General features: G+C 72.0%; 14 protein-coding genes and 1 pseudogene. 7 read left to right on the forward strand and 8 right to left on the reverse strand.

Going from position 1 to position 16,741, the window contains the following annotated elements:
* The first annotated feature begins 2 nt into the window (after positions 1-2).
* The gene (locus KM933_RS03020) at positions 3-800 is read left to right on the forward strand and encodes a TetR/AcrR family transcriptional regulator (protein ID WP_221348193.1); all 798 of its coding nucleotides are present in this window, start codon (positions 3-5) and stop codon (positions 798-800) included.
* On the opposite strand, the gene KM933_RS03025 is transcribed toward KM933_RS03020, so the two are convergent.
* Complete coding sequence (locus tag KM933_RS03025) at positions 797-1,783, reverse strand: WD40 repeat domain-containing protein (RefSeq protein ID WP_221348194.1); 987 nt, start codon at positions 1,781-1,783, stop codon at positions 797-799. The genes KM933_RS03020 and KM933_RS03025 overlap by 4 nt on opposite strands.
* Before the next feature lie 87 nt (positions 1,784-1,870).
* Here KM933_RS03025 and KM933_RS03030 point away from each other — a divergent pair.
* Both KM933_RS03030 and KM933_RS03035 read left to right on the forward strand, forming a co-directional pair.
* Positions 1,871-2,562 (forward strand): annotated as a pseudogene (locus tag KM933_RS03030) (GDSL-type esterase/lipase family protein).
* Positions 2,563-2,649: 87 nt separating this feature from the next.
* Complete coding sequence (locus KM933_RS03035) at positions 2,650-3,237, forward strand: Uma2 family endonuclease (RefSeq protein WP_221348366.1); 588 nt, start codon at positions 2,650-2,652, stop codon at positions 3,235-3,237.
* A gap of 67 nt (positions 3,238-3,304) precedes the next feature.
* On the opposite strand, the gene KM933_RS03040 is transcribed toward KM933_RS03035, so the two are convergent.
* A complete protein-coding gene (locus KM933_RS03040; protein ID WP_260332974.1) occupies positions 3,305-3,478 on the reverse strand; it encodes a hypothetical protein in 174 nt (57 codons plus the stop codon).
* Positions 3,479-3,634: 156 nt separating this feature from the next.
* Between KM933_RS03040 and KM933_RS03045 the strand changes: the two genes are divergently transcribed.
* On the forward strand, positions 3,635-4,627 hold the full coding sequence (locus KM933_RS03045; RefSeq protein WP_221348195.1) for an aldo/keto reductase: 993 nt from the start codon (positions 3,635-3,637) through the stop codon (positions 4,625-4,627).
* A gap of 141 nt (positions 4,628-4,768) precedes the next feature.
* On the opposite strand, the gene thpR is transcribed toward KM933_RS03045, so the two are convergent.
* The 3 genes from thpR to KM933_RS03060 all read right to left on the reverse strand — a co-directional run bounded on the left by thpR (position 4,769) and on the right by KM933_RS03060 (position 7,423).
* Positions 4,769-5,353 carry an RNA 2',3'-cyclic phosphodiesterase gene (thpR, locus tag KM933_RS03050; protein ID WP_221348196.1) on the reverse strand — a complete coding sequence of 195 codons (585 nt, stop codon included), beginning with the start codon at positions 5,351-5,353 and terminating at the stop codon, positions 4,769-4,771.
* Between the two features lie 62 nt (positions 5,354-5,415).
* On the reverse strand, positions 5,416-6,684 hold the full coding sequence (locus KM933_RS03055) for an MFS transporter (RefSeq protein ID WP_221348367.1): 1,269 nt from the start codon (positions 6,682-6,684) through the stop codon (positions 5,416-5,418).
* Between the two features lie 301 nt (positions 6,685-6,985).
* Positions 6,986-7,423 (reverse strand): MarR family winged helix-turn-helix transcriptional regulator, encoded by a 438-nt coding sequence (locus tag KM933_RS03060; protein WP_221348197.1) that lies wholly within the window; start codon positions 7,421-7,423, stop codon positions 6,986-6,988.
* Between the two features lie 153 nt (positions 7,424-7,576).
* Here KM933_RS03060 and KM933_RS03065 point away from each other — a divergent pair, with 153 nt between their 5' ends.
* Entirely contained in the window at positions 7,577-7,759 is a 183-nt protein-coding gene (locus KM933_RS03065; RefSeq protein WP_221348198.1) for a BrnA antitoxin family protein, read from the forward strand.
* Positions 7,760-7,805: 46 nt separating this feature from the next.
* Here the strand turns inward: KM933_RS03065 and KM933_RS03070 are convergent, their stop codons facing one another.
* The gene (locus KM933_RS03070; protein WP_221348199.1) at positions 7,806-9,263 is read right to left on the reverse strand and encodes an NCS2 family permease; all 1,458 of its coding nucleotides are present in this window, start codon (positions 9,261-9,263) and stop codon (positions 7,806-7,808) included.
* 196 nt (positions 9,264-9,459) lie between these two features.
* Here KM933_RS03070 and KM933_RS03075 point away from each other — a divergent pair, with 196 nt between their 5' ends.
* Positions 9,460-9,714: a DUF2530 domain-containing protein gene (locus KM933_RS03075; RefSeq protein WP_221348200.1), complete on the forward strand. Its 255-nt coding sequence runs from the start codon at positions 9,460-9,462 to the stop codon at positions 9,712-9,714.
* A gap of 133 nt (positions 9,715-9,847) precedes the next feature.
* On the forward strand, positions 9,848-12,310 hold the full coding sequence (locus tag KM933_RS03080; RefSeq protein WP_221348201.1) for an HAD-IC family P-type ATPase: 2,463 nt from the start codon (positions 9,848-9,850) through the stop codon (positions 12,308-12,310).
* Positions 12,311-12,361: 51 nt separating this feature from the next.
* On the opposite strand, the gene KM933_RS03085 is transcribed toward KM933_RS03080, so the two are convergent.
* Both KM933_RS03085 and KM933_RS03090 read right to left on the reverse strand, forming a co-directional pair.
* A complete protein-coding gene (locus KM933_RS03085) occupies positions 12,362-13,234 on the reverse strand; it encodes a hypothetical protein (protein WP_221348202.1) in 873 nt (290 codons plus the stop codon).
* A gap of 205 nt (positions 13,235-13,439) precedes the next feature.
* Entirely contained in the window at positions 13,440-16,628 is a 3,189-nt protein-coding gene (locus KM933_RS03090; protein WP_221348203.1) for a sacsin N-terminal ATP-binding-like domain-containing protein, read from the reverse strand.
* Positions 16,629-16,741 lie beyond the last annotated feature (113 nt).

The raw sequence follows: 16,741 nt of genomic DNA on the forward strand, positions 1-16,741 counted from the left end.
CCATGGCAACCGGTTCGGGCGGCGGTATGGAAACCAGCGGCAGCGGAGACATCGTCCGCACGCTCCACCTGCTGTGGGACATGGGCCCGCGGCCCAGCCGCGGCCCCAAGCCCGGCCTCAGCCTCGACCGGATCGTGGAGGCCGCCGTCCGGGTCGCGGACGCCGAGGGTCTGGAGGCGGTCTCGATGCGCCGGCTCTCGACGGAACTGGGCACCGGCACGATGTCCCTGTACCGGTACGTCCCCGGCAAGGGAGAACTGCTCGACCTGATGCTGGACCGCGTCCAGCGCACCGACGACGACCCGTCCGCCCACGGCGGCGACTGGCGCTCGGCCCTGGAGACCCTCGGCCGCGAGTCCCTCGCCCTGTACCAGCGTCACCCGTGGCTGCTGAAGGCCAACCAGTCCCGCCCGGTGCTCGGCCCCAGCGCCATCGACGGCATGGAGAAGGTGATCTCCCGCATCAGGCCGATGGGCCTGAGCGACCCGGAGTTGATCTCGGCGATCATCATGATCGACTCGTACGTCATCGGCGCCGCCCGTACGCAGGTGCACGCGCAGGAGGCCGAGCGCAGGACCGGTCTGACGGACACGGAGTTCTGGGCCGCCCAGGCCCCGGTCCTGGAGAAGATCATGGCCAGCGGCCGCTACCCGGTGATGGCCTCGCTCTCCGAGGACACCTTCGGCCCGGAGTTCGACCACTTCGAGTTCGGACTCCAGCGGATCCTGGACGGCCTGGCCACGCTCGTCGACAGCCGCGGTGCCAGTGCCGGCGACAGTGGGCGGCGCCCCGGAGCCTAGTCCCGGCGCCGGAACAGCCGCTTGAGGCCGTAGACCACGGCGAAGGCGGCGGCCACGGCGAACGCGCCCTTCCTGAAGTCGCCGCCCGACCCGTCCTCGCCGTCGGCCGAACCGCCACCGCCCGAGGACGACGCACCGTTCCCGCCGCCCGCGCCCTCGACCTTCTTCGGCTCCACCGAACTGCCGGCCCCCTCGCTCCCGTAGAGCAGGGTGGACCCGTCGGGGGTGTACGTCATCGACTCGCCCTGCCTCTGGAGCGGCACGCTCAGCTGCCCCCGCCGTTTCGGCTTCCCGTCGTTCCAGTCGTACGCGATGCCGCCGAAGTAGCCGCGTACGGCGAGCTGTTCACCGTCGGGCGAGAAGGCGCCGTCGGTGACCCACAGGCCGATGTCGGCGACGCGCTCGAAGGTGTTGGTGCCGGAGGCGGAGAGCTTCGCGGGCCCCCGGTACAGGGCGCCGCCGTCCTCGTTCTTCGAGACGATGTAGACCCGCCCGGTCTCCGGGTGCACCATCAGCGCCTCGGCGTCGCGGGCCCCGTCCGCGTACTTCACGTCGTACTGCGTGGCGCGGACGGTCTGATCCCTCAGCTGCTTCGGCTCGGGCAGTTCGTAGATCCACACGTGGTCCCAGGTGCCACCGAGGTTGTCACCGATGTCGCCGACGTAGAGGTGGCCGTTCGACCCGACGGAGACGGCTTCCACGTCCCGGGGCCGGCCCACGCCCGTCATGGTGACGGTCGCGACGGTCCTGCCGCTGGCGCTGTCGACGGCGTAGAGGAAGGCGCCGTCGTCGCTGTCGTTGTGGGTCCAGTAGACGCCGGGATGGGCACGCGAGGCGGCCAGCCCGCTGGACTCGGTGATCCGGGGGTCTTCGAGCGTGAATCCGTCGGAGCCGTCGGAGCCGTTCCCCCCGTCGGCGACGGCGGGTGCGGCGAGCACCCCGGCGAGCAGGGCCCCGGCAAGGAGAACGAACGAGCGACGCATGCCCCAAGCCTGCCACCCCGCCGCCGGTTCGACGGGCGTGTCCGGCCTCACACCCCGCCCCCGCCGGTGATCGACCATCATGAGCGGATGCTCAGGTTCATGCCCGTCGGCGATTCCATGACCATCGGGAGCGCCGGCGAACACACCTGGCGCCACCGGTTGTGGCAGCACCTGCGCGCCACGCACGAGGGGCCGTTCCGGCTGGTCGGCCCCCGGGAGACGCTGTACGACCGGGCCACGGACGCCGCCGACTCCCACGAGTACGCCGATCCCGACCCCGCCTTCCCCCGCGCGCACCTCGCGGGCCGGGGCGAGGGCTCTGGCACCACCTGAGCCCGCTGATCGAGGACGCGGTGCGCACGTCCCGCGCCGACGTGCTCCTCGTCTCCCTGGGCCTCATAGACCTGGGCTTCTGCACGAACGCGTCCCAGACCGCCGGGAACGTCCGTGCCTTCGTCACGCGGGCCCGCTCGGCGAACCCCCGCGTGTCGATGGTCCTCCTCCCGGTGATCCCGAACATCCGGGCCGAGTCCGACGCGGCCTTCGCCCACGAGGTCGCCCTCTTCAACGAACTCCTGGCGAAGACACTGGCGGACCTGGACGAGCCGAGGTCCCCGCTGCTCCTGGCCTCCGTCCCGGAGACGTACGACATCCACCGGGACACGTACGACGGCACCCACCCGAACACCTCCGGCGAACACAAACCGGCGGCGGCCTTCGCGCAGGCGCTGCATCAGGGGTGGGGCGCGGGGGGCCGCTACACGCCCGAAAGCACGTGACCGATTCCCGGCGTGCCCTGGTCACCGTGCGTATCGTTGTACCGCGCGGCTGTACTCGTCCGAGGGCAGCCGGGGAGGAGCGCCACGATAACCGTCCTTGAAGACAGGATCGAGATGGCCGACGAGAGCAAGGGCCTCACGCTCGACACGCTGTTCGAGCAACTGGAGCGGATGCCCGTCCCCGAGGGATACAAGGTCGAGATCGTCGAGGGGGCCATCTTCATGTCGCCGCAGCGGGACACTCATTGGGAGATCATCCTGGACATCGTCGAGCAACTCCGGACCAAATACCCCCGGAAGCGCGTGAAGTCCGACGTCCGCGTCGATTACCCAGGTCACCTCAACGGCTTCGCGAGCGACGTGACGGTGATGGCCGAGGGCGCCTCGAAGGTCGACACCGGGTACTGGCGTTGTCAAGACGTCCAGTTCGTCGCCGAAGTGATCTCCAGGGGCACCGCACCCAACGACTACGGTCCCAAGAAGACCGCGTACGCCCTCGCGGAGGTCCCCGTCTACCTCATCGCCGACCCGTACCAGGGCAGGTGCCGCCTCTACACCCAACCGAAGGACGGCGAGTACATCAGCGACCTCTCCGTCGCCTTCGGTGCGGACATCGACATGACGAACACGCCCCTCGGCCTCACCCTCAGGACCGACGAGTTCCCCCGGGACTGAGGGCCTGTTTCTGAATGCTGTACCAGCAGCTCAAGGGTGTCAGTGGTGAGCTGGTGCCTGCGAGCCGCTACCGGACGAGGTAGCTCTCGATGTGGTCGATCACCGCCGACACGGCCTGCCGGTGGGCGGTGCTCGACCGGCGGACCTGGGACAGCAGCATGCCGCCCCGGACGGCGGCCGGCAGAGCGGTGGCGAGCACGGCGGTATCCGCGCACTCGCTCAGCTCGCCCCGTGCCTGCATGCGTGCGAGTCCGGACTTGATGGGGCCTTCCCACCGGTCCGCCCGCCCCACGACAACCCGCCCGGGCGGCGGGGCGTCGACCGAGTGGGTTGTCGTGGGCCGGTGTCCCCGACGGGGTGTTGCCTGGAGCGCACTCCAGCGCGTTGGCTGTGGACCATGGAGTACACACAGCTGGGACGCACAGGACTCAAGGTCAGCCGACTCGTCCTCGGGACCATGAACTTCGGGCCGCAGACGGACGAGGCCGACAGCCACGCGATCATGGACGCGGCGCTGGACGCGGGCATCAATTTCTTCGACACCGCCAACGTGTACGGCTGGGGTGAGAACAAGGGCCGTACCGAGGAGATCGTCGGCTCCTGGTTCGCCAAGGGCGACGGCCGCCGCGACAGGACGGTCCTCGCCACCAAGGTGTACGGGAACATGGCCGCCGACGGCGACGCCTGGCCCAACCACGACAAGCTCTCCGCGCTCAACATCCGCCGCGCGGTCGAGGCCAGCCTGAAGCGGCTGGGCACCGACTACATCGACGTCTACCAGTTCCACCACATCGACCGGGACACCCCGTTCGAGGAGATCTGGCAGGCCGTCGACGTCCTGGTGCAGCAGGGCAAGATCCTCTACGCCGGCTCCTCCAACTTCCCCGGTTACAAGATCGCCCAGGCCAACGAGATCGCCGCGCGCCGCGGCGGCACCATCGGGCTCGTCAGCGAGCAGTGCCTGTACAACCTCGCCGAGCGCCGCGCCGAGATGGAGGTCATCCCGGCCGCGCGGGAGTACGGGCTCGGCGTCATCCCGTGGTCGCCCCTCCAGGGCGGTCTGCTGGGCGGCGTCATCAAGAAGGAGGTCCAGGGCGGGCGCCGGGCGAGCGGCCGGACCGCCGAGACCCTCGCCGACCCGGCCGGGCGCGCGCGGATCCAGTCGTACGAGGACCTGCTCGACAAGCACGGGATCGAGCCCGGCGAGGCCGCCCTGGCCTGGCTGCTGACCCGCCCCGGCGTCACGGGCCCGATCGTCGGCCCGCGCACCGCCGGACAGCTGGAATCGGCGCTGCGGGCCGTGGAGCTGGAGCTGAGCGAGGAGGTCCTGACCGGCCTGGACGAGATCTTCCCGGGTCCCGGCCCGTCCCCGGAGGCCTTCGCCTGGTAGCCCCACGAGGGGCGCGGGGTGGCGGCCGTCACTGACCGACGGCCGCCGCCAAGGCCACCACGACGAACATCAGCACCAGCACTCCGGCCATGATCCGGTTTCGCGTCTTCGGGTCCACGCAGCGAGCGTAACCGCCCTTCCTCAGCCGTCCCCGCGGAGGGGCCCGCCAAGAGGCCACCGCCGCAGCACCTCGTACCGGGGCCGGTCCCCCGGCACCCCCGACACGGGCAGCCGGCTCCGTACCAGGCACAGGTCGGCGACCGTCCAGTCCCGCCCGGCGAACCCGTCCAGCGACGCCGCGTACGGGGCGAGCTCCACGTCCCCCGAGGCACGCGCCAGGGTGAGGTGCGGCCGGTGACCGCGGCGCTCCTCCCGGGCGACGCCCGCCCGGCGCCCCGCCGCCAGCGCCCGCTCGGCCAGCAGCCGCAGGGTCCGTACGTCGCCCGCGGCGCCCACCCACAGCGCCCGGTCCCCGAACCGTCCCCCGCCGCGCAGCGAGAGCGGGAAGGGGGCGGTCCGGAGCGCCGCGCGTCCGAGCCGGGCGGACAGGTCCGGTACGACGTCCTCGGCGACCTCGCCGTAGAAGGCGAGGGTGAAGTGCCAGCCGGACGGGTCCGTCCAGCGCAGCCCCCGCCCGGCCCCCGGGAGTCCGCGCAGCTCGCCCACGACCGGGCCCAGCTCGGTGACGGCGTCCGCGGGAGGCAGCACGGCGGCGAAGAGTCTCATCCCGCCAGCCTGCCAGGCGGACCGGACGACCGGTCCCGCCGAGCGGCCCTGTCCGGCGGGACCTACGCGGCCGTCGCCAGTTCCCGGCTCCGGGGGACGAAGCGGACGTGCGGGTGGCCGTGGTTCCAGCGCACCGACAGGCGCAGGCCGCCCACCCGGGCCAGGGCCAGGCCGACGGTGACCGCCGCCAGGAGCGAGACGACGCCGCCCACGGCGAAGCCGGCCCGGGGCCCGTACGCGTCGGTGATCCAGCCGACGACGGGCGCCCCCAGCGGCGTACCGCCCATGAAGACCATCATGAACAGCGCCATGACCCGGCCGCGCATGGCGGGGTCGGTGCCCATCTGGACCGCGGTGTTGGCCGTGACGTTCACGGTCAGGCCGGCCATGCCTATGGGGACCATGAGCAGGGCGAAGAGCCAGTAGGACGGGACCAGCGCGGCCACGACCTCCAGGACGCCGAAGGCGACGGCGGCGGCGATCAGCACGCGCAGCCGGGCCGTGCCGCGCCGGGCGGCGAGCAGCGCGCCCGCGACCGAGCCCACGGCCATCAGCGTGTTGAACAGGCTGTACGCGCCCGCGCCGGCGTGGAAGACGTCGTCCGCGTACGCCGACAGCCAGACGGGGAAGTTGAAGCCGAAGGTGCCGATGAAGCCGACGAGGATGATCGGCCACATCAGTTCGGGGCGGCCGGCGACGTAACGCAGGCCCTCGCGGAGCTGTCCCTTGGCGCGCGGGGCGCGCTCGACCTGGTTGATCTCGCTGGAGCGCATCATCAGCAGGCCCGCGATGGGCGCGAGGAACGACAGCCCGTTGAGCAGGAACGCCCAGCCCGTACCCACGCCGGTGATCAGCACACCGGCGACGGCGGGCCCGACCAGCCGGGCGGACTGGAAGTTCGCGGAGTTGAGGCTGACCGCGTTCTGCAGCTGTCCGGGACCGACCATCTCGGCGACGAACGACTGCCGTGCCGGGTTGTCGACCACCGTGGCGAGGCCGACGGCGAAGGCGGCGACGTAGACGTGCCACACCTGGACGTGCCCGGTGAGGGTCAGGAAGGCGAGCGCGAGGCCGGTGAGGCCCATCGCGGTCTGGGTGGCCAGCAGCGTCGGGCGCTTGGGCAGCCGGTCGACGAGGACGCCGCCGTAGAGGCCGAAGAGCAGCATCGGCAGGAACTGCAGGGCCGTGGTGAACCCGACGGCGGCGGAGGAACCGGTGAGGCTCAGCACCAGCCAGTCCTGGGCGATGCGCTGCATCCAGGTGCCGGTGTTGGAGACGACCTGGCCGGTGAAGAAGAGGCGGTAGTTCCTGATCCTCAGCGAGCTGAACATCGAGGAACGCGTCTTGGGGTCGGACGGGGAGTTGTGGGCGGCAGGTGCGGGGGCGGAGTCTGCTCCGGGTCCCGTACTCAACGGCGTTCGCCTCCTTGCATGGTGCGAATGTGCAGTGCGAGTGTGCGGTGCGCGCGTGTGATGCGGTGTGCGTGGTGCCTGGGTGCCGATACCGCGCGTGGTGCGAGTACCGCGCATGGTGCCGGTGATGCCTGAGCTGCCTGGGCTGTCCGCCCGGTCCGTCCTGCCCGCTCTGCCCGTCCTGCCGACAGCGCTTGTCGCGCCCCCGGGTGCGTCCGGCCTAGAGGTGCGCGAGCTTCTCCAGGACGGGTGCGGCCTCGCGCAGCTTCGCCCACTCGTCCTCGTCGAGGCTGTCGGCGAGGGAGGCCAGCCACGCGTTCCGCTTGCGGCGGCTCTCGTCGAGCATGGCCTCGGCGCGCTCGGTCTGGGTGACCACCTTCTGGCGGCGGTCGTCGGGGTGCGGCTCCAGGCGGACCAGGCCCTTGGCCTCCAGCAGCGCCACGATGCGGGTCATCGAGGGCGGCTGCACGTGCTCCTTGCGGGCGAGCTCGCCCGGTGTGGCCGTACCGCAGCGGGCGAGGGTGCCCAGGACCGACATCTCGGTCGGGCTCAGTGACTCGTCGACCCGCTGGTGCTTGAGTCGGCGCGACAGACGCATCACGGCGGAGCGCAGGGAGTTCACGGCGGCGGCATTGTCGCCATGGGTCAGGTCAGCCATGTTCTTTAGAATAACTCATTACTCTAACTAAAGACCACCGCGATGCCGCATTACCGGCCGTGACCCCGGACACTCCGCCCTTACATCACCCATATGAGTGATACGAGTGCGGAAAGTGACCCGGGACACGTTCCGGCCGCGACCCTTGTGTCCATGGGGACCAGCGTGCTCAGCCTGCGCATAGACGGGGAGCTGCTCGACCGGCTCCGGCGTCATGCGGCGAAGAGGGGGATGAGCGTCCAGGACTATGTCGTCCGGACGCTCGTTCGCGACGACTTCGACGAGCGGTTCCAGACCGCGGTCGAGAAGACGGAGAGGTTCTACGGGGTTCCGTAGCGCCCGGGGGCGGTCCTCCTTCGAGGGCCGCCCCGGGGGGAGTGCGTCAGGTCAGGCCCAGCGCCGGCATGAGGTAGTAGAAGGCGAAGACCGCCGACACCACGTACATCGCGACGGGCACCTCCCGGCCGCGCCCGGCGGCCAGCCGCAGCACGACGAACGTGATGAAACCCATGCCGATGCCGTTCGTGATCGAGTACGTGAACGGCATCATCAGCATCGTCACGAACGCGGGGATCGCGATGGTGTGGTCGGCCCAGTCGATCTGCCGGATCGAGCCCGACAGGATCAGGAAGCCGACCGCGACCAGCGCCGGGGTGGCGGCCTGGGACGGGACCATCGTGGCGACCGGGGTCAGGAAGAGGGCGACCGCGAAGAGCGCGCCGGTGACCACGTTCGCGAAGCCGGTGCGCGCGCCCTCGCCGACACCCGCCGTGGACTCCACGAAGCAGGTGGTCGCGGACGAGGAGGTCGCGCCGCCCGCGGCGACCGCGATGCCGTCGACGAAGAGCACCTTGCTGACGCCCGGCATGTTGCCGTCCTCGTCGGTCAGCTTCGCCTCGTCGCCGATGCCCATGATCGTGCCCATCGCGTCAAAAAAGCACGACAGCAGGACCGTGAAGACGAACAGCACGCCGGTCAGTACGCCGACCTTGCCGAAGCCGCCGAAGAGACTGACCTCCCCGATGAGCCCGAAGTCGGGGCTCGCGACCGGGTTGCCGGGCCACTTCGGGGTGGTCAGGCCCCAGGACGGCACCTTCGCCACCGCGTTGATCACGACGGCCACGGCCGTCATCACGACGATCGAGACGAGGATCGCGCCCGGCACCCTGCGCACGATCAGCGCCAGCGTGAGCAGCGTGCCGAGGACGAAGACCAGGACGGGCCAGCCGTTGAGGTGCCCGGTGCCGCCGAGCTGAAGCGGCACGGTCGTGTGGGCGGCGTCCGGGATGCGGGAGACGAAGCCCGCGTCGACGAGGCCGATCATCAGGATGAACAGGCCGATGCCGATCGCGATGCCCTTGCGCAGGCCGAACGGCACCGCGTTCATGACGCGCTCGCGCAGACCGGTGGCGACCAGCAGCATGACCACGAACCCGGCCAGCACGACCATGCCCATGGCGTCCGGCCAGGACATCCGGGGCGCGAGCTGGAGCGCGACGACCGTGTTCACGCCGAGACCGGCCGCGAGCGCGATCGGCACGTTGCCGATGACGCCCATCAGGATCGTGGTGAAGGCCGCGGTCAGCGCGGTCGCGGTGACCAGCTGGCCGTTGTCCAGCTGGTGCCCGTACATGTCCTTCGCGCTGCCCAGGATGATCGGGTTCAGCACGATGATGTAGGCCATCGCGAAAAAGGTGGCGAAACCACCGCGGACCTCACGGGGCAGGGTGCTGCCCCGCTCGGAGATCCGGAAGTAGCGGTCGAGGGCGCCGTGGGCGGAGGCGGACCCGGGGTCCGGCTCCTTGGGCACGGGGGCCTTGGCGGGGGCCGAGGGGGGCATGGAGGACCTTTTTGGAGTTTCGTACGAGTAAAAGGGGGACGGGGTCAGGTAATTTCAGTATGAACATATAGCTCCCGTAGCGCTATCCGCACGCGTGGACCGCAGGCCCACCGGCACACGGGCGCCGCGCGGGCACCGTGTCGGGCACCGCGCGGGGCCGGATGAAGTCCGGTGATCGGCCTCGTAAGCTGTCCCCATGGCGAAGTGGACACCGAAACACGAGGCACCGGAACCCCTGGAGGGTCCCGTGGTCGCCACCGTCGCGGGCGGCACGGCCATCTGGTTCGTCCTCTTCCTGGTCCAGCTCCCGTTCTACGGGTGGCTCGACGACAACGGCCATGTGTGGTGGCTGTGGACATGCCTGTTCGGTACGGCCCTGGGCCTGTTCGGCATCTGGTACGCCAAGGGCTGGGAGGCGGCCGTCAGACGCAAGGCGGCGTCCCGCCCCTAGGGTCGGCGGGGCGGGCGTCCCCGATTCGGGCCGGCCCTCCGTACCACCACGGCACCATCCCCCCTCCTCCCCAGGTCGGATCTTTACGGCACTCACCGGGTGAAGCCGTACCTCCCCCCGTACCGTCGAAGACATGACGCACATCGACGCGGGCGCCGAACTCGACCCTGTGCATCCCGTCCCCCTGCCGCCGTCCCCGGCCGCGACCCGGTCGACGGGGCTCACCGCGGCCGAGGTGGCCGAGCGCGTGGCGCGGGGCGAGGTCAACGACGTACCGGTGCGCAGCAGTCGCTCCGCGCTCGACATCGTCCGTGCGAACGTCTTCACCCGGTTCAACGCGATCATCGGCGTGCTCTGGCTGGTCATGCTGTTCGTCGCGCCGTTCCAGGACAGCCTGTTCGGTTACGTGATCCTCGCGAACACCGGGATCGGCATCGTCCAGGAGCTGCGCGCGAAGAAGACCCTGGACTCGCTCGCGGTGATCGGCGAGGCGCGGCCGACCGTCCGCAGGGACGGGACCACGACCGGGATCGCCACCTCCGGGATCGTGCTCGGGGACCTCATCGAGATCGGGCCCGGTGACAAGATCGTCGTGGACGGCGACTGCGCCGAGGCCGAGGGCCTGGAGATAGACGAGTCACTGCTCACCGGCGAGGCGGACCCGGTGGTCAAGCAGCCCGGCGACCGCGTCATGTCGGGCAGCTTCGTGGTGGCGGGCGGCGGCGCGTTCACCGCGACGAGGGTGGGCCGCGAGGCGTACGCGGCGCAGCTGGCCGAGGAGGCGAGCCGCTTCACCCTCGTCCACTCCGAGCTGCGGACGGGCATCTCCACGATCCTCAAGTACGTGACGTGGATGCTGGTCCCGGCCGCCGTGGGCCTGGCCGTCACCCAGCTCGTCAGCAAGGACGACGACGTCAAGGACTCGATCGCGCGGGCCGTCGGCGGCATCGTGCCCATGGTCCCGGAGGGCCTGGTCCTGCTCACCTCCGTCGCCTTCGCCATCGGCGTCATCAGGCTCGGCCGCAAGCAGTGCCTGGTCCAGGAGTTGCCCGCCATCGAGGGCCTCGCCCGCGTCGACACGGTCTGCCTCGACAAGACGGGCACGCTCACCGAGGGCGGCATGGACGTCACCGGGCTGCACCTCCTGGACACCGGTGAGGGCGGCGGCGAGGGCGGCGGCACCGGTGAGGGCAGTGGTGACGAGGCGTACGTACGGAAGGTGCTGGGCGCCCTCGGTGCGTCGGACCCCCGCCCGAACGCCTCGCTCAAGGCGGTGATCGACGCCTGCCCGGACAGCGGGGACTGGCGCCGCACGGCCGCCCTGCCCTTCTCCTCCGCGCGCAAGTACAGCGGGGCGTCCTTCGTGGAGAGCGAGGCCGAAGGCACCTCGCGTACGTGGCTGCTCGGCGCCCCGGACGTGCTGCTGCCCGACGACGACCCCGCGCTCGCGGAGGCGGAGCAGCTCAACGAGCAGGGGCTGCGGGTCCTGCTGCTCGCCCGGGCGGCCGGGGAGCTCGACGACCCGCGGGTGGGGGAGGGCGCGCGGCCGGTCGCGCTCGTCGTGCTCGAACAGCGGCTGCGGCCCGACGCGGCGGACACCCTGCGGTACTTCGACGAGCAGGACGTACGCGCCAAGGTGATCTCCGGCGACAACGCCGTCTCGGTCGGCGCGGTCGCCGCCAAGCTCGGCCTGCCCGGCGCCGCCGCCACGGTCGACGCGCGCCGGCTGCCCACCGAGCGGGACGAGATGGCCAGGGCCCTGGACGAGGGCTCGGTGTTCGGGCGGGTCACCCCGCAGCAGAAGCGCGACATGGTGGGCGCGCTCCAGTCGAACGGCCACACGGTGGCGATGACCGGCGACGGCGTGAACGACGTGCTCGCGCTGAAGGACGCCGACATCGGCGTGGCGATGGGGTCGGGCTCGGAGGCCACCAAGGCGGTCGCCCAGATCGTGCTGCTGAACAACAGCTTCGCGACGCTGCCCTCGGTGGTCGCGGAGGGGCGCCGGGTCATCGGGAACATCACGCGGGTGGCGACCCTGTTCCTGGTGAAGACGGTGTACTCCGTGCTGCTGGCGGTGCTGGTGGTGTGCTCGCAGGTGGAGTACCCCTTCCTGCCGCGGCACCTGACGCTGCTGTCCACGCTGACGATCGGGGTGCCGGCGTTCTTCCTGGCGCTCGCGCCCAACAAGGAGCGGGCCCGGCCGCACTTCGTGCGACGGGTGATGCGGTACTCGATCCCGGGCGGGGTGGTGGCGGGGCTGGCCACGTTCACGACGTACCTGCTCGCCCGGCACCACTACACCGGGCCGGAGGCGCTGGACGCGGAGACCAGTGCCGCGACGCTGACGCTGTTCCTGATCTCGCTCTGGGTGCTGGCGATCATCGCCCGCCCCTACACCTGGTGGCGGATCTGCCTGGTCGCCACGATGGGCGCGGGGTTCCTGCTGGTCCTGACCGTGCCGTGGCTCCAGGACTTCTTCGCGCTGCGGCTGGTCGGCACGGTGCTGCCGTGGACGGCGGTGGGCGTCGCGGCGGTGGCGGCGGCCGCCCTGGAGTTCCTGTGGCGGTGGGTGGACCGCCACGTTCCCGCCTGAGCGGGAACGGGCGGACTCCCCGCGCCCCTGGCGGGAGCGCGGGGAGGGAGATCAGTTGACGTCGACGGCGTCGCCCGCGGAGTTGACGGCCGGCGTGGTCGAGGTGCCCGCGAAGGCGTAGCGGTAGGTGCCGTCGACGGAGGCCGTGACGGTCGTCTTCAGCACGCCCGCGGAGCTGCCGGTGCCCGACTTCACGGTCTTGACGTCCTTGTAGGTGGACGTGCCCTTCTTCTTGAACTGGAGCTTCACGGACTGCTGGGTGTAGCCCCCGTACTTCTTCGTCTCCCAGTTGGCGCGCGTCAGGGACCCGGTGACCGTGATGGTCTTGCCCTTCTTCACGGGCTCGGGGGAGGCGTTGACGGTGAGCCGGGAGTTGCGCAGGACCTTGGTGGCGGCGAGGTCGCCCTGGTCGGCGTAGGAGCCGGTGCTGTCGAGCAGCAGCGCGCCGCCCTTCCAGGCGCCGGCGTCGCTGTTGGACAGCTCGTCCTCGGCCGGGAGGATGTCCACGTAGCCGGTGCAGTTGGCCACGGTCGCCGAGACTTCGGTGCAGGTCGCCGCCTCGAAGCCGAAGATGACGTTGGCCGGTTCGGCGAACGAGCCCTTGTAGATGTACGGGCCGGTGGCGAATTCCGGGGAACCGAGGTCCACGTCGGCGCCGTGGGTCACCTTGTAGGTCACCTTGGTGGAGACCTGGTTGGTGGTGCCGACCTTGAGCACCGAGGCGATCTTGAAGTTGGAGAAGGAGGCGTTCAGGTCGCCGTCCGCCGCGCCGCGCTGCGCCTTGGCCGCACCGCTGCGAGCGGCCTCGAAGGCGGCGGCGGCGGACTCGCGGTACGAGGGGTCGTCGGCCTGCGCCGCCGGGACGGCGAACGCGGAAAGGGCCAGGGCGCCGGTGACGGCGGCCACGGTGGCACGTATGCGCATGTATTTCCCCTGATGGAGAAAGGGGCCCGACGGTCGTCTTCACGTGGGCCCGAATGATCTTGGAGCCTGTTGACTCACCTGATCAGATACGCCACGTGGACCAATGGTTGTACGGCGGGTGAAGTTTTCGTGATCATGTGACGTAGATCACTTCCACGGCCCGCCGGGGCGCCGGCGTACCGCCGTGCGCCCCGGCGGGCGGGGCTCAGTCGAACCACCGGTCCCGCTCCAGCTCCTCCGTCCTGGACGGGTCCTCCAGGAGCGCGGCGACCTCGAACCGGCGGGGCCACTGCCCGGCCGCCCAGGCGAGGCCGGCGGCGACGCCCTCCAGCGTGGCGGCGTGCAGCACCCCGTCGCGGGTGCGGCGCCAATCGAGTTCGGTGCCGTCGACGACGAGTTCCCCGTGCTCGACGTAGGTCGCGGGGGTCTCCGGGCCCAGCAGGAGCCGTACCGGCTCCGGTACGTCGTGCTCGGCGCCCTCGCTCGTCACCTCACCCGTGACGGACTCGCTCAGCCGCCGGACCTGGAACAGCTCGGCGAGGTCGGCGGCCCGCGCCGGCCGTACCGGGAGCAAGGGCACGCCGGCGGTGAAGGGCAGCAGGTCGGGCGAGTCCACGACCACGGCGTCGGCCGCGTCCACGACCCGCACCTCCCCGTCGACCACGGCCCGCACCTCGTCCGGCAGGGTGACCTGGTCGGGGTCGAGGTCGGCCAGGGCGCCGTAGAGGGCGTGCAACTGGGCCGCCGACACCTCGCGGCCGGGATCGGCGAGCCGGTCGAGGAGTTCGGCGGCGCCACCGGGCTCGGCGAGCAGCGCGGCCGCGGAGGTACGGACGCCGAGCGCCCTCAGCACCTGCTCGTCGTCGAAACCGGCCGCGTCGGCGGCGTCGTACAGGCCGCGCAGGAGCGGGTCGCCGCCCGCGGCGCGCAGGCCGGCCGGACGGCGGCCGTCGAGGACCGGGTGCCCGCGCAGCCACCAGGCGGTGTAGGACCGGACGGTCTCGTGCGTCCCGTCCGGCAGCAGGACCCGTACCGGCTGGGTGAGGGCGTCCCGCAGCGGCGGGCGGGAGAGCAGGGCGAGGGCCTCGGGCCAGCGGTCGTCGTCCACGAGGTCCAGGTCCCGGACGGCGACGATCTCCGTGGCGACGGGCGGCACCGGCGCGTCCGGCAGCCCGTCGAGGGCGTCCTCGCACCACACGTCGACGGCGTCGAGCAGCCCCGCGTCGTCGGGTTCGGCGAAGTCGCCGTCCCGCGGTTCCAGTTCGTCGGGGTCCAGGACGACGTCCGTGGCGCGTACGAGCTGGAAGTTCGCCAGCACTCCGCAGGCGGCGAGCGGCTGCTCGCCCCAGCGCTCGACCAGCTCGGCGTCCACGGAGGCGAGTTCGTCCTCCCGCATCACCCGGGCGAAGGGGCTGCCGGGAAGGACGAGTTCGCAGGCCGGGACGAGTTCGCCCTCGTCGTCGGGGAGCGCGAGGGCACCGAGCCAGGGTTCGTCGCCGGGTTCGAGTCCGGCGTCGCGGACCAGCGCGAGGACGGTGTCGGCCAGTTCCTCGGCGTCCGGGCCCGCGTCGTCGTCCCAGGCGCCGCGGTCGTCGTCGAGGGAGGCGGCCACGGCCGCGCGGACCTGCGGGGTGGTCAGGACGGCCCGCGCCGTGGCGGGCAGGGCGCCCAGCTTCTCCAGGAGCGGATGGACTGCGTCCGGATGGGCGACCTTGAGGCCGAGACGGGCGAGGGCCCCGGGCGCGACCCGGGCTCCGTCCGCGGTGGGCAGCAGGACCTGCCGCGGCCCGATCGTCGTGCGCCCGTCGGCCAGAGGCACCGGCAGCCCGGTCAGCCGGTCCGGGTCGACCCCGGCGAGGCTGTCGTACAGGCGGCGCCACCACCCGGGGGCCTTGTCCAGACCCGCGAGCCGGTCGACCGCCTCGGTCAGCGGCACGCGCGCGACACCCAGGGTGCGCAGCTCCGCGCGCCGTTCGAGTCCGGCGGGGAGCAGGCTGGGCAGTACCTCCGCGAGCACCCGTACGGTCTCGGCGCCCGCGCCCTCCACCACCTCGGCGTCGCGGGGGCGCAGGGCCTCGGGCAGTTCGGCGTCGTCGCCGCGGTCGACCGCGGGCGGCAGGAACGCGGTGCGCGGCAGCCGCTCCAGGATCGCCTGCCGCAGCGCCCCGTCCAGCGCGCCCTTGCCCAGCGGGCCCGGTACGAGATCGATGATCCCGCCGGTCACGGGCCGCCAGGCGGCCAGCAGTCCGGCGTACGCGTCCGCCGCGCGCGCCACCAGGAAGTCGGTGAGCGGGCCGGGGGCGGCGTGGCGGCGGGTCGTGTCGAGCGGGAGCGAGGCGATGAGCAGGGCGGGCACGCCGAGGGGTTCGTCGCTGGGGGTGGGCGCGTGCACGACGGGGCCGGTGCGGGGGCGCCCCGGGGTGCCGTCCGCGTCGACGGGGACCGCCCAGGTGACCGACCAGTGGGGGCGCAGCCGCTCCTCGACGGGCCGGTCGGCGAGCAGGGCCGGTTCCAGGGCCCCGTGCGCGGAGACGGTGCGCCAGCGGGTCGTGCCGTCGCGGGAGTCCTCGACGACCACGCAGCCGTCGCCGTCGGGACGCCGCCGGACGGTCCGGACGCCCCCGTTCCCCCCTTCTTCGTTCTTGCCGCCGTCGCCGTCGCCGTTGTCGCTGCCGTCGCCGTCCCCGTTGCCGACCTCGACGACCACTTCCTCCAGGCCGGGCAGGGCAAGCAGCAGGGCGTCGTCGATCCCGTCGAGCAGCCGCTCCGCGAGGGCCTCGGCGGCCGGGTCCCGCAGCGGCAGGATCACGACGCTGTCGTACGAGTCCGGCGCGGTGCCCTCGGCCGGGAACGGCAGCCGGAGCAACGGCACATGGCCGTCGCGGCGGCGCAGTTCGTCGCCGAGGCCGGGGCTGTGGCGGGCGGTGTCGACGGCGAGGTCGCGGGCCTCTGCGAGGGACCAGCGGACACCGCCGTGCCGTCCCAGCAGGGCGGGTTCGTCGGTCACGGTGAGGACGGCCGCGAAGCCGACGCCGAAGCGGCCGACCGCGCCGTCGTGGCCGTCCCGCTTGGCGGAGGCGCGCAGGGTGGAGAGGGACTCGACACCGGTCGCGTCCAGGGGGGCGCCGGTGTTGGCGGCGACGAGGACGCCGTCGCGGAGGGTGAGCCGCAGCCGGCCCGGGACGCCGGCGCGGGAGGCGGCGTCGGCGGCGTTCTGCGCGAGCTCGACGACCAGCCGGTCCCGGTAGCCGCCGAGGACGAGGTCCTCCTCGGCGTTGGCGTCCTCGCGGAACCGTGCCGGGCTCGTCGCCCAGGCGTCCAGCACCCCGCGCCGCAGCCGTGCCGTCCCGAACGGATCCGAACCCTCGGCAGCCGGCCGCACGAAGTTGCTCACGCTTGACTCTCCCTCTCGTCGTACGCCCGCACGCGATGGCCGGCCGCCGCAAGAAGGTACCGCGCACCACGTGGTGGGCGTGGCGCGCGGTGGGGGCTGGTCGCGGGGGGGGG

Origin of the sequence: Streptomyces beigongshangae (assembly GCF_019710745.1) — a bacterium.
GTDB lineage: Bacteria > Actinomycetota > Actinomycetes > Streptomycetales > Streptomycetaceae > Streptomyces > Streptomyces beigongshangae.